Annotated in this window: 13 protein-coding genes; 11 read left to right on the forward strand and 2 right to left on the reverse strand. The window is 58.6% G+C overall.

The genetic code is table 11. The features are described from left to right. Positions 1–3: 3 nt before the first annotated feature. From pgaB to OMR58_RS02650, 4 genes are read left to right on the forward strand one after another with little or no spacing between them, the layout of a single operon-like run. Positions 4–2,013: a poly-beta-1,6-N-acetyl-D-glucosamine N-deacetylase PgaB gene (gene pgaB / locus OMR58_RS02635; protein WP_444861293.1), complete on the forward strand. Its 2,010-nt coding sequence runs from the start codon at positions 4–6 to the stop codon at positions 2,011–2,013. Then, positions 2,010–3,338, forward strand: a complete 1,329-nt coding sequence (pgaC, locus tag OMR58_RS02640; protein ID WP_264545223.1) for a poly-beta-1,6-N-acetyl-D-glucosamine synthase — start codon at positions 2,010–2,012, stop codon at positions 3,336–3,338. The genes pgaB and pgaC overlap by 4 nt, the downstream gene beginning before the upstream one ends. Positions 3,339–3,343: 5 nt before the next feature. Continuing rightward, on the forward strand, positions 3,344–3,766 hold the full coding sequence (pgaD, locus tag OMR58_RS02645) for a poly-beta-1,6-N-acetyl-D-glucosamine biosynthesis protein PgaD (RefSeq protein WP_200560515.1): 423 nt from the start codon (positions 3,344–3,346) through the stop codon (positions 3,764–3,766). A 26-nt stretch (positions 3,767–3,792) separates the two neighbouring features. After that, complete coding sequence (locus OMR58_RS02650; RefSeq protein WP_200560516.1) at positions 3,793–4,656, forward strand: GGDEF domain-containing protein; 864 nt, start codon at positions 3,793–3,795, stop codon at positions 4,654–4,656. 10 nt (positions 4,657–4,666) lie between these two features. Here OMR58_RS02650 and soxS read toward each other — a convergent pair whose 3' ends face one another. After that, entirely contained in the window at positions 4,667–5,089 is a 423-nt protein-coding gene (gene soxS / locus OMR58_RS02655) for a superoxide response transcriptional regulator SoxS (RefSeq protein WP_105592208.1), read from the reverse strand. Between the two features lie 145 nt (positions 5,090–5,234). Between soxS and soxR the strand changes: the two genes are divergently transcribed. From soxR to OMR58_RS02675, 4 genes are all read left to right on the forward strand, one after another. Continuing rightward, complete coding sequence (gene soxR / locus OMR58_RS02660) at positions 5,235–5,702, forward strand: redox-sensitive transcriptional activator SoxR (RefSeq protein WP_105592207.1); 468 nt, start codon at positions 5,235–5,237, stop codon at positions 5,700–5,702. 41 nt (positions 5,703–5,743) lie between these two features. Then, positions 5,744–6,406: a glutathione S-transferase family protein gene (locus OMR58_RS02665; protein WP_200560517.1), complete on the forward strand. Its 663-nt coding sequence runs from the start codon at positions 5,744–5,746 to the stop codon at positions 6,404–6,406. 343 nt (positions 6,407–6,749) lie between these two features. Continuing rightward, the gene (locus OMR58_RS02670; RefSeq protein WP_200543124.1) at positions 6,750–8,099 is read left to right on the forward strand and encodes an NCS2 family permease; all 1,350 of its coding nucleotides are present in this window, start codon (positions 6,750–6,752) and stop codon (positions 8,097–8,099) included. A gap of 195 nt (positions 8,100–8,294) precedes the next feature. Continuing rightward, on the forward strand, positions 8,295–9,944 hold the full coding sequence (locus OMR58_RS02675) for a Na+/H+ antiporter (RefSeq protein ID WP_264545224.1): 1,650 nt from the start codon (positions 8,295–8,297) through the stop codon (positions 9,942–9,944). A 45-nt stretch (positions 9,945–9,989) separates the two neighbouring features. On the opposite strand, the gene OMR58_RS02680 is transcribed toward OMR58_RS02675, so the two are convergent. Then, positions 9,990–10,892, reverse strand: a complete 903-nt coding sequence (locus tag OMR58_RS02680) for a LysR family transcriptional regulator (protein ID WP_205065746.1) — start codon at positions 10,890–10,892, stop codon at positions 9,990–9,992. Positions 10,893–11,001: 109 nt separating this feature from the next. On the opposite strand from OMR58_RS02680, the gene OMR58_RS02685 reads away from it, so the two are divergent. The 3 genes from OMR58_RS02685 (at position 11,002) to OMR58_RS02695 (ending at position 12,814) form a co-directional block, all read left to right on the forward strand. Beyond that, positions 11,002–11,433: a CidA/LrgA family protein gene (locus tag OMR58_RS02685; RefSeq protein ID WP_172606570.1), complete on the forward strand. Its 432-nt coding sequence runs from the start codon at positions 11,002–11,004 to the stop codon at positions 11,431–11,433. Then, positions 11,426–12,124, forward strand: a complete 699-nt coding sequence (locus tag OMR58_RS02690) for an LrgB family protein (RefSeq protein WP_264545225.1) — start codon at positions 11,426–11,428, stop codon at positions 12,122–12,124. Before OMR58_RS02685 ends, OMR58_RS02690 begins: the two co-directional genes overlap by 8 nt. Positions 12,125–12,268: 144 nt before the next feature. Next, positions 12,269–12,814, forward strand: a complete 546-nt coding sequence (locus tag OMR58_RS02695) for a YfaZ family outer membrane protein (protein WP_105592201.1) — start codon at positions 12,269–12,271, stop codon at positions 12,812–12,814. Positions 12,815–12,904: the final 90 nt, after the last annotated feature.

The raw sequence follows: 12,904 nt of genomic DNA on the forward strand, positions 1-12,904 counted from the left end.
ACGATGCGTTTGTTCATGCTTCTTCTATTGTTGCCTGTCGCGCTGCTGCTAAACGGATGCAGTCAGGCCGAGCGCCCGCGCTTTCTCTCTCCCGCTGACCGCCAGCTGTCAGCGGCGGAAAAGCCGTGGCCGAAAAATCACTTTATTGTCCTCGCCTATCATGACGTGGAGGATGAGTCCGCCGATCAGCGCTACCTGTCGGTGCGCAGCAGCGCGCTGAACGATCAGTTCGCCTGGCTGCGGGAAAACGGCTACCACCCGGTGTCGGTGGACGAGATCCTCACCGCCAAAGCCGGTGGCAAGCCGCTGCCGAAAAAAGCGGTACTGCTCAGCTTCGACGATGGCTACAGCAGCTTTTATCGCCGCGTCTGGCCGCTGTTGCAGGCGTACCGCTGGCACGCGGTGCTGGCCCCGGTGGGCAGCTGGATCGATACTCCCGCCGGGCAGCCGGTGAACTTTGGCGGGCTGATGACGCCGCGCGATCGCTTCACCACCTGGCAGCAAATCGCCGAGATGTCCCGCTCCGGGCTGGTTGAAATCGGCGCACATACTTATGCCCAGCATGAAGGCGAGGTGTCCAACCCGCAGGGCAACAGCGAGCCGTATGCGGTGAACCGCCGCTACGACACCAAACAACAGCGTTATGAAACCGGGGCCGAGTATCGCCAGCGGGTGAATGCCGACGTGGAGAAAATCACTCAGCGTATTACCGAGGCCACCGGCAAAGCGCCGCGCGTCTGGGTCTGGCCTTACGGTGCCGCTGGCGGTGAAGCGCTGAGCATCGTGCGCCAGCACGGCTACCAGATGGCGATGACGCTGGATGACGGGCTGGCTTCCGTTGATGCGCTGGACAACGTGCCGCGCCTGCTGATTGCTAACAACCCCAGCCTGGAAAGCTTTGCCCGGCGGGTGGTGGAGGTGCAGGAAACCAGCGACATGCGGGTGATGCATGTCGACCTCGACTACGTCTACGATGCCGACCCTGAGCAGCAGGCGCGTAATTTAGACAAGCTGATCCAGCGCGTGGCCGACTCCGGGGCGAACACCGTCTTCTTACAGGCGTTCGCCGATCCTGACGGTGACGGGCTGGTGCATGAGCTCTATTTCCCCAACCGCTGGCTGCCGGTACGCGAGGATCTGTTTAACCGCGTGGCGTGGCAGATCGCCACCCGCACCAGCGCTGAGGTCTATGCCTGGATGCCGGTGCTGGCCTTCGATCTGGATAAATCGCTGCCGCGCGTGGAGAAAATCGATCTGAAAACCGGGCAGACCCGTGTGGACCCGCAGCAGTATCAGCGCCTGTCGCCGTACAGCGCAGTGGCCCGCGATCGTATTCGCGAGATCTACCAGGATCTCGCCAGTCACGCGGTGTTCAGCGGGATCATCTACCACGATGACGCGGTGCTCGCCGATGATGAAGATGCCAGCCTGGATGCTATGCGCGCCTATCAGGCCGCCGGATTCCCGGCATCGATCGCCGAGATTCGTCGCGATCCTGCCACCTTCCAGCGCTGGACGCGCTTCAAGAGCCGCACGCTGATCGACTTCACCCGCCAGCTGACCGCTGACGTGCGGGCTATTCGCGGGCCGCAGGTGAAAACCGCGCGCAATATCTTTGCCCTGCCGATCCTGGAACCGCAGAGCGAAGCGTGGTTTGCGCAGAATCTTGACGACTTCCTGCAGGCCTATGACTGGGTTGCGCCGATGGCGATGCCGCTGATGGAAAAAGTGCCGATGCCGGAAAGCAACGCCTGGCTGGACAAGCTGGTGACCGAAGTGGGTCGCCGCCCCGGCGCGCTGAAGAAGACCGTCTTTGAGCTGCAGTCCCGCGACTGGCGTCAGCCGGAACAGCACGGCGCTATCCCGGCGGTACAGCTGGCAAGCTGGATGAAACAGCTGCAAACCAGCGGTGCGCAGAGCTTTGGCTACTACCCGGATGATTTCCTTAACGACAGCCCTGCGCTGAACGACATCCGTCCCGTGTTTTCATCAACCTGGTATCCGCTGCCATGATCGATCGTATTCTTGCCTTTCTGATGCTCTGCCTGGTGCTGAGCATACCGTTCGGTATTACGGTGATTTATACCGGTGAAGTGATGCTGAACTTCGTTTTCTTCTGGCCGCTGTTTATGTCCGGCATCTGGATGACCGGCGGACTCTATTTCTGGTTTTATCGTGAACGCCGCTGGAAATGGGGGAAAGACGTCGCGGCCCCCGAGCTGGAAGGGAATCCGCTGATTTCGATTATTGTTCCCTGCTACAACGAAGAGGCTAACGCCGAGGAGACGCTGCTGGCGGCACTGGGCCAGCGCTACAGCAATATCGAAGTGATCGCCGTTAACGACGGTTCCAAAGACAACACCGCCGCCGTGCTGGATGCGATGGCTGTCAGCCACCCCAAACTGCGGGTGATCCACCTGGCGGCTAATCAGGGGAAAGCGATTGCGCTACAGACCGGAGCCGCCGCCGCGCGCAGCGACTTTCTGGTGTGCATTGATGGCGACGCACTGCTGGACAGGGACGCCGCTGCCTGGCTGGTGGCACCGCTGCTGAATAATCCGCGCGTGGGAGCGGTGACCGGTAATCCACGTATCCGCACCCGCTCGACGCTGATTGGTCGAATTCAGGTGGGTGAGTTCTCCTCGATTATCGGCCTGATCAAGCGCACACAGCGGGTTTACGGCCAGGTGTTTACCGTTTCCGGCGTGGTCGCCGCGTTCCGCCGCCGCGCGCTGGCGGAAATCGGCTACTGGAGCCCGGACATGATCACCGAAGATATTGATATCAGCTGGAAGCTACAGCTGCGTCACTGGTCGGTGTTTTTTGAACCGCGGGCGCTGTGCTGGATACTGATGCCGGAAACGCTGAAAGGCCTGTGGCGCCAGCGGCTGCGCTGGGCGCAGGGCGGAGCAGAGGTGTTCCTGAAAAATCTGCGTCATATCTGGTCCTGGGAGTATCGCCGGATGTGGACGCTGTTCTTTGAATTCAGCCTGTCAACCATCTGGGCCTTCACCTATGCGGTAAGCGTCATTCTGTTCCTGCTGGGGCTGGTGATGCCGATCCCCGACAGTATCCGGGTTTACGATCTGTTCCCGCCGCAGTTTACCGGCATGGTGCTGGCGGTGACCTGTCTGCTGCAGTTTAGCGTCAGCCTGCTGATTGAACGCCGCTATGAGCCGCGTCTGGCCGGTTCTCTGTTCTGGGTCATCTGGTATCCGCTGGTCTACTGGATGCTGAGTCTGTTCACCACGCTGGTGGCGTTCCCTAAAGTGATGCTGCGTTCCAGAAAGCAGCGCGCCCGTTGGGAAAGCCCCGATCGCGGCATCGAAAAAGGATAATAACTATGGCGAATCCGTTGATTTTCACCCCGCGCGGCTGGGTGCCGCGCGCTATCGATTTTGTGCTCACGCTGTTTGGCTGGGGCGGCTTTATCTGGCTGTTTACCACCGGGCTGCTCAAAGTCCTGCAAACCATGCCCTTCAGCGGCCCGCGTCCGCTGGTTTCCGGGCTGAGTACGCTGACGCTGTATATCGGCATCGGGCTGTTTAATGCGCTGCTGCTGATCGGCTGGGCCAAGTATAACCAGCTGCGTTTTCGCATCGAGCGCCGTCGGCGCAGGCCTGGGCTGGAGCCGGTAGAGGTGGCACGCAGTTTTGACATCAGCCAGCAGGATGTCAGCCTGCTGAGCGGCAGCGATATGCTGCGGGTGTATCACGACAGCGACGGGCGTATTACGCAGGTCGAAGCGCTGCGGGAGCCGGCCTGAGGGCCGCTTTCAGGGAGGACATAAACATGAATATTGATCGGGATGACAGCCCGCCTGCCGCTGCACCGTCGCGCACGCTGCCGACGCTGCGGAAATCATTCCACCGCATCCATCTGATTATTGCGGCGGTTGCCCTGCTGGCGGGGCTGATTTCATTGCTGGCAATGGCGCTGGAAAAACCGCATCAGGGCGGGCAGCTGCCTTTCTATCTATGGCCACTGCTGCTGCTGCTGAGCGTGGCGCTGTTGGTCAGCGGGCTGATTGCCAGCTTCCTCACCCGGCGGCTAAATGCGGAGCTGGAGCGCTGGCATCATCACCTGACGCGCGAGAATGACACGCTTGCCCATCAGGCGCTGCACGACACGCTAACCGGTTTACCCAACCGCGCGGCGTTTACCTATCAGCTGGAGAAACGCTGGTTGGATCTTCGGGAGCGTCAGCGCATTGCCGTACTGTTTATCGACGGCAACCGCTTCAAAGAGGTCAACGATCGGTTCGGCCATGCGGCGGGCGACAGGGTGCTGAGGGTTGTCGCTCAGCGGCTTCGGGCCCGGCTGCGTAAAGACGATCTGGTGGCGAGGCTCGGCGGCGACGAGTTTGCCATTCTGCTGACGTCGATCGATCGCGAAGAGCAGGCGGCGCAGGTGGCACGGGATATCACTGCCGAGATGCGGCAGCCTGTAAAACTGGGTGACGGTACGCTATTACCTCAGACGCTGAGTATTGGCGTTGCCTTAGGCAAGCACCATCAGAGTACTGAGGTGCTGCTTGCCCAGGCGGACAGCGCGATGTATCAGATTAAACAGCGGGGCGGTGGCTGGTTCTTGTCCCCGTCGTTCTGGGAACTGACCCCCGGGGTGCCACCGGAGAGAGAGGCGGCACCGTGCTGACCCGGGCGGGTCAGTTGCAGACGGTGCTGACTTTACTGCTGCTGCGCGAAAATCCGCTCATCGCAAAGTCGCTACAGTCGAAATTCCAGCTGCCGCGCTGGAGTGCCTGGCGACGCATGGTGTGGCGATAGGCGGTCGGCGTTTGCGAGAACTGACGGCGGAACACGCGGGAAAAAGTCTGCTGTGAGTCGTAGCCATACTGCATGGCGATATCAAACACCGGGCGCTGGGTTTTCCGCAGCTCTTCTGCCGCCAGCGTCAGGCGGCGCTCGCGAATATAGCCCCCCAGCGTTTGCTTGGTTACGGTGCGGAACATGCGCTGTAGATGCCATTTCGAATAGCCCGATTTGGCCGCCACTTCATCAATCGACAGCGTTTTATCAAGATTGCTTTCGATCCAGTCGGTAAGGGTGCGGATGATGTCATCATGCATACATTTTTCTCCCTGGTTCTGCGTCAAATCTGGCCGCCATAACAACTGACGTATCAGAAACGGATGGGCACGATGGAACACGCATCTCGCCCTTTCAATGGAGGCTGAGTATAATTCCTCAAGTTAACTTGAGGTAAAGAGCTAAATGAAAAAAAGCGGCAACTCCCCCAACAAGCGTGAACTGACCCCCGGCGACGTGGCGCAGCGCTGCGGTGTCGCAGTTTCTGCGCTGCATTTCTATGAAAGCAAAGGATTAATCAGCAGCCATCGCAACGCGGGGAATCAGCGCCGCTATACGCGAGACGTGCTGCGCCGGGTGGCGATTATCAAGATTGCCCAGCGTATCGGCATTCCGCTGGCGACAATTGGCGACAACTTAATGCAGTTCCCGCCGGGTAAACGCATGTCGCCGAGAGAGTGGGCGGTGCTGTCGAAGCAGTGGCGCGACGAGCTGGATAGCCGTATCGAAATGCTCACCCACCTGCGTGACGATCTGGATGGCTGCATCGGCTGCGGTTGCCTCTCCATGGAAGACTGCCCGCTGCGTAACCCGAATGACCGACTGAGCGAACAGGGGACCGGGGCGATCCTGCTGGATGTGAAAAGCAGCTGAGCCAAACCTATACTTCAGATTTGGCGTTGACAGGAGCGAGCATGATCACCGTACATCATCTGAACAACTCCCGTTCGCAGCGCGTGCTGTGGCTGCTGGAAGAGCTGGACGTGCCTTATCAGATCAAGCGCTATCAGCGAGAGCCGAGCATGCTGGCCCCCGAAGCGCTGAAAAAAATCCATCCGCTGGGGAAATCACCGGTTATCACCGATGGCAACCGGGTGATTGCCGAGTCCGGCGCGATTCTGGAGTACCTTGAGTCGCGCTATGACGACGAAGAAAGGCTGACTTTAATAGAAGAAGAGGAGCAGCTGCAATCCCGCTATTGGCTGCACTATGCCGAAGGATCGCTGATGCCGCTGCTGGTGATGAAGCTGATTTTCAGCCGGATGGGTCAGGCACCGGTGCCCTGGCTGCTCAGGCCGGTTGGCAGCGCGTTTGGCAAAGGGGTGCAGAAAGCGTATCTGGACAAGCAGCTGGCCACCCATCGGAAGTTCATCGAGCAGCACCTGGCGCAGCATGCGTGGTTTGCCGGCAGCCGCTTCAGCATTGCCGACGTGCAGATGAGCTTTCCACTGCTGGCGCTGACCGCGCGAGGTGGTCGTGCAGACAGCCCGGGGATTCAAAACTGGCTGGATAAAATTCAGCATCGCGGTGCCTGGCAGCGTGCGTTGCAAAAGGGCGGTGAAATCACTCTCTCCTGACGGATTTTTCGCGCTTTCTCAGCTGTTCATAAGAAAGCGCTATTTTTGCCGTACCGCGTATCTCTATAAAGTTTCTTTTAAGCCGGGATTCACGTTGAATCACCGAGTTGCCGATTATGGAATAAATAAAGATAACCGTGAACAGGTGTTGAAAACAGACCGTTAAACGCTGGATAATCGTTTGCCTTTTAATTAAGCATCTAAATTACGCGGTTATAAACACGAAAAAAGGAAACCTTATTCTTTTTCTCGTGAATATTGCATCGAAGACGCAAACGTTTACGTCCATTTGCTTCAACGGTGCCACGCAGCAATAGTTCATAAGAAATTTCAGGGGATTACTATGTCGACTCCTTCTAAACCGGCCGGTGGTACGTTAGACACCTGGTTCAAAATATCCGCGCGCGGTAGCAGCGTGCGTACCGAAGTTCTGGCCGGTCTGACCACGTTTCTGGCCATGGTGTATTCGGTCATTGTGGTGCCGGGCATGCTGGGCAAAGCCGGTTTCTCACCGACGGCGGTATTTGTTGCCACCTGTCTGGTTGCCGGATTTGGCTCATTGTTGATGGGACTGTGGGCGAATTTGCCAATGGCTATCGGCTGCGCCATCTCCCTGACTGCCTTCACCGCCTTTAGTCTGGTGTTGGGTCAGCAGATTAGCGTGCCGGTTGCGCTGGGCGCGGTGTTCCTGATGGGTATCCTGTTTACCGTCATCTCCGCAACCGGGATTCGCGCCTGGATACTGCGCAATTTACCGATGGGCGTGGCGCACGGTACTGGCGTAGGTATCGGTCTGTTCCTGCTGCTGATTGCCGCCGACGGCGTTGGCCTGGTCGTAAAAAACCCGGCTCCGGGCCTGCCGGTAGCGCTGGGTCACTTCGTCTCCTTCCCGGTAATTATGTCGCTGCTGGGGTTGGCGGTGATTTTTGGTCTGGAAAAACGCCGCGTCCCCGGTGGCATCCTGTTAACCATTATCGGAATTTCAGTGATTGGGCTGATCTTTGATCCTTCAGTGAAATACCAGGGCCTGTTTGCCATGCCGAGCCTGAGCGATGCGCAGGGCAACTCTCTGGTGTTCAGCCTGGACATTCTCGGTGCGTTGCAGCCTGCGGTACTGCCAAGCGTGCTGGCGCTGGTGATGACGGCGGTATTTGATGCCACCGGCACCATTCGCGCCGTTGCCGGTCAGGCGAACCTGCTGGATAAAAACAATCAGATTATCGACGGCGGTAAAGCGCTGACCAGCGACTCGGTGAGCAGCATCTTCTCCGGTCTGGTGGGCGCAGCGCCTGCGGCGGTGTATATCGAGTCTGCGGCCGGTACGGCGGCGGGCGGTAAAACCGGCCTGACGGCGGTGGTGGTTGGCGTGCTGTTCCTGCTGATCCTGTTCCTGTCGCCGCTGGCGTATCTGGTACCGGGCTATGCGACCGCACCTGCGCTGATGTACGTTGGCCTGTTGATGCTGAGCAACGTGTCGAAAATCGACTTCGATGATTTCGTTGATGCGATGTCCGGCCTGCTGGCCGCGGTATTTATCGTGCTGACCTGCAACATTGTGACCGGCATTATGATCGGTTTCGGTTCGCTGGTGATTGGCCGCATTGTGGCCGGTGAATGGCGCAAGCTGAATATCGGCACCGTGGTTATCGCGGTAATACTGGTTGCCTTCTATGCGGGCGGCTGGGCGATTTAATCCTGTTCCGGGGCCGAAATCTTCGGCCCCACCTTCAGATGTCACTGAATTTTCCCCTCGACGCACATCCTGTTTTTCATCAGTTTATTTATTTGCTTTACTATAACCAGTGTCTTACGGCGCTGCCGGATAGGGCATGGCTCTTGCCTTGCCGGCGTTCACCTGCACACAACTGGAAGATAAATAAAGGAAAACATGGAAATCTTCTTTACCATCCTGATCCTGATGCTGGTCGTTTCGCTGTCGGGCGTCGCCGCGCGAATGATCCCATTTCAAATCCCCCTGCCGCTGGTTCAAATCGCCGTGGGCGCGCTGCTTGCCTGGCCGACGTTTGGTTTGCATGTCGATTTTGACCCGGAGCTGTTCTTAGTGCTGTTTATCCCGCCGCTGCTGTTTGCCGACGGCTGGAAAACCCCCACCAGTGAATTTTTGCACCACGGGCGCGAGATTATCGGCCTGGCGCTGGTGCTGGTACTGATTACCGTGGTGGGGATTGGCTACCTGATTTACTGGCTGGTTCCGGGCATCCCGCTGATCCCGGCGTTTGCCCTGGCGGCGGTGCTGTCACCGACCGATGCCGTGGCGCTGTCCGGCATCGTTGGGGAAGGGCGCATCCCGAAAAAGATTATGGCGATCCTGCAGGGCGAAGCGTTGATGAACGACGCATCGGGCCTGGTATCGCTGAAGTTTGCCGTCGCGGTGGCGATGGGCACTATGGTGTTTACCGTTTCCGGCGCCTCGCTGGAATTCCTCAAGGTGGCGATTGGCGGCCTGCTGGCGGGTATCGCTATCTGCTGGCTGTACGGTAAATCCCTGCGCCTGTTCAGCCGCTGGAGCGGTGACGACCCGGCAACGCAGACCGTGCTGCTGCTGCTGCTGCCGTTTGCCTCCTACCTGATTGCGGAACACATTGGCGTTTCCGGCATTCTGGCCTCGGTCGCCGCCGGGATGACCATCTCCCGCTCCGGCATTATCCGCCAGGCTCCGCTGGCGATGCGCCTGCGCGCCAACGGGGCCTGGCAGATGCTGGAATTCGTCTTTAACGGCATGGTGTTCCTGATGCTGGGCCTGCAGCTGCCGGGCATTCTGGAGATTTCCGTGCGGCAGGCCGATGCCGATCCCAACGTGGAACTGTGGGCGCTATTTGCTTCCGTTGTCACCATTTACGCCGCGCTGATGCTGGTGCGCTTTGGCTGGCTATGGGGCATGCGTTACATCAGCCGCCATATGCTGAAGAAGCGCCCGATGGAGTTTTCCAGCTATACCACCCGTGAGCTGCTGATCGCCTCCTTCGCTGGCGTGCGCGGTGCGATTACCCTCGCTGGTGTGCTGTCGATTCCGCTGCTGTTAAGCAACGGCAACGACTTCCCGGCACGCTATGAGCTGGTGTTTCTCGCGACCGGCGTGATCCTCTTCTCCCTGCTGGTGGGCGTGGTGATCTTACCGCTGCTGCTGCGTGGGATTGAAGGGACCGATAAAACGGGTCACCGCCGTGAAGTGCAGATGGCACGAGCGGTCATGGCCGGAACGGCGATTGAAAGCCTGTACAAAATGGAAGAGCGCCTGCTGGCCGATAGCGAAGAGACTTCCGACCCTGAGCTGCTGAAAGAGGTCAGTTCGCGGGTGATTGGTAATCTGCGCCGCCGGGTGGATGGCAAAGAGGATCTGGAGCGCGCGCTGTATGCGGAGAATCTGGAACGTCGCTTCCGCCTGACCGGCCTGCGTGCCGAGCGCGGCGAGCTGTATCACCTGCGTGCTACGCAACAGATCAGCGACGAAACGATGCAAAAGCTGCTGCACGACCTTGACCTGCTGGAAACGCTGCTGAGCGAAAAAGAAGAGTAATATTGTACAGGGCGGCCGTTGAAATGGCCGCCCTTTTTTATGATGTTAAACCGCCAGTCCTGGCGTGCTGTCCGGCCAGAACTCGCGGCAGCAGGCAATCCACGCCTGGGCGCTGCGCGACAGATAGCTTCCCTCCCGCCAGATCAGCCCCAGCTTCCACACCAGGTCCGACTCCAGCGGCAGCCACAGCAGCTGGCTTTTATCCAGCCGCTGGCAGATCGGCTCGGGCAGGATAGCTACGCCCATTCCGGCCTGTACCATCGCCGCCAGAAAGTCCCACTGCCCGCTGCGGACGGCGATCTGCGGCGTGAAGCCGCTGGCCTGAAAAGCGCGCATCAGCTGGCGGTTAAGGGAGAACTCTTCGTTGTAGATGAGAATCGGCTGCCCGGCCAGTTCGCTGAGTTTGAGGTGCGTGCGCCGCAGCCAGGCTTCGGTACGCGGCACCAGCACGCACAGCGGATGGCTCATCAGCGGCAGTGCGTTAAGCGGCAGATCGTCGGCTACCGGCAGGGCGGTCATGGCGATATCCAGGCTGCCTGACAGCACCGCCTGCTGAACGGTCAGGCCGCCGAATTCGGAAATTTTCAGCTCCACGCCGGGATAGCGCTGGCGGAAAGCGGAGATCGACCCGGCGATCTGCATGCCGACCATCGGCGGAATACCCAGCCGCAGTTCGCCGGTTTTCAGCTCGTTAAGATCGCTGATTTCCGCTTCCAGCTGCTTGAACTCCTGCAAAATGGTCAGCCCGCGCTGATAGACCGCCTGGCCGGTATCGGTCAGGTGCAGCTTGCGGCCCTCGCGCATTAACAGGGTACAGCCGAGTTCATCCTCCAGCTGGCGCAGCATTTTGCTGATGGTCGGCTGGGTGACATACAGCTGTTCGGCGGCCCGGGTAAAGCTTTGCTGGCGGACAACCTCAACAAAATAGCGCAGGGCGCGAACGTCCATAATCATTCCTGTTTGGCATAGTTGGAATAATATTAAGTCATTTTTTTCACGCTTTGTTACCCCTTTATAATAATCACAGCAAAATTGCTGCCAAAGAGGTAATAAAGCGATGGCCACCATGACAGACCCGGTGAAAACGGGCTGGCTGCTACGGGTTCAGGTTCCGCTACAGGTGATGCTGTATGTCGGTTTGTTTGTTTTTTCACAACATCTGGTGAGCTGGCTGCACCTCCCGCTGCCGGCCAATATCGTCGGTATGCTGCTGCTGTTGGCGATGATCATGCTGCGCATCCTGCCCATTGGCTGGGTGAAGGCCGGGTCTAACTGGCTGCTGGCCGAAATGCTGCTGTTCTTCATTCCGGCGGTCGTAGCGGTGGTGAACTACTCTGAACTGCTGCGCGTTGAGGGCTGGCGTATCCTGCTGGTGATTACCCTCAGCACGCTGCTGGTGCTGGCGGCAACCAGCATCGTCGTCGATCGGGTCAGCCGTTTTGAGCTGTGGCTGGCCGCGCGTAAACAGCAGAGGCAGCACCATGAATGATTTTGTCCTGAGCGTGCTGTGCCTGGCCGCAACCCTGCTGATTTACTTTGCTAATAAACGGCTGTATCGCCGCTGGCATCGTCTGCTACTGATGCCGCTGGTGATGACCCCAATGGTGCTGGTGGCGTTACTGGTGGTCACCCATATCAGCTGGCAGGACTATATTGGCGAAAGCCGCTGGCTGCTGTGGCTGCTCGGCCCGGCGACGCTGGCTTTCGCGGTGCCGGTCTATGAAAACACGGCGATTATCCGACGCCACTGGCTGTCGCTGACTGCCGGGGTGATTACCGCTACGCTGGTGGCAATCTGCAGCTCGGTGTGGCTGGCGCGCCTGCTGACGCTGCCGGAAGAGATCCAGCGCAGCCTGGCGGTGCGCTCGATCACCACGCCTTTTGCGCTGGCGGCGGCTGAACAGCTGGGCGGTAAACCCGATCTGGTGGCGCTATTTGTGGTGATCACCGGGGTCTTCGGCATGGCGGTCGGTGACCTGCTGTTCCTGCGCCTGGCGATCAAACAGGGCATGGCGAAAGGCGCAGGCTTCGGTGCTGCCTCTCACGGTGCCGGTACCGCGCGAGCCTACGAACTCGGCCCGCAGGAGGGCGTGGTGTCCAGCCTGGTAATGATGCTTTCCGGGGTGCTGACGGTGATTATCGCGCCGATAGTCGGCCATATTATGTGGGTCAGCGCCTGACGGAAATATCTGGTTACTCACTCTTTTGTAAGATTAATCAAATTTATTACCATTTAGTTCTTTCTCATATAATTCTTAAAACAGTTGGTTTACGCTGCACCACCGCCGTTTTCAGGCGTGAGTAAAATTAATTGGGAGAGAACAATGAAAAAAGTGGCAATGACAACCGGCGCTCTGGCGCTGCTGGCGCTGGCAGGAACGGCTCAGGCGATTGATGGCGGCGTGAGCGTCGGCAAAGATTACACCGACGTACACGTCGGCCTGGGCACCAGTACTCCGGGTTTTGCCTTATCCGGTGACTGGCTGCGCAGCGATCATGATGGCAACGTCAGCAGCCTGGGTCTCGGCTATAACGTGGCGATCGGTGATGTGATGCTGTCCCCAACCATCAAAGCCATGTCGACCAACCCGAAAGACACCAAAGATGGCTATGCCATCGCCGTTGGTGGCGGTGTGAAGGTGCCGGTTACCAAAATGTTCAATGTCTACGGCCAGTACTTCTACTCGCCTGACTCCTTCTCCAGCCATATCGATAACTACCAGGAAGCCTCTGCCGGTGTTAGCTTCCAGCCGATCTCGCTGATTGATGTGAATGTAGGTTACAAGTACATGACCATGAACGGTAAAGACGGCCGTAAAGACAACGTTGTGGCCGACGGTCCTTACGTCGGTGCCGCGCTGCACTTCTAATCGGGCAGTCTTATACTTCGAACCGCGCAAACCTGCGCGGCTGAAGCGGAACGGGGTGAGAACGGGCATTGAGCCTGTTTTCGTCCCGTT

It is taken from the genome of Erwinia sp. INIA01, assembly GCF_025947915.1.
GTDB lineage: Bacteria > Pseudomonadota > Gammaproteobacteria > Enterobacterales > Enterobacteriaceae > Erwinia > Erwinia coffeiphila.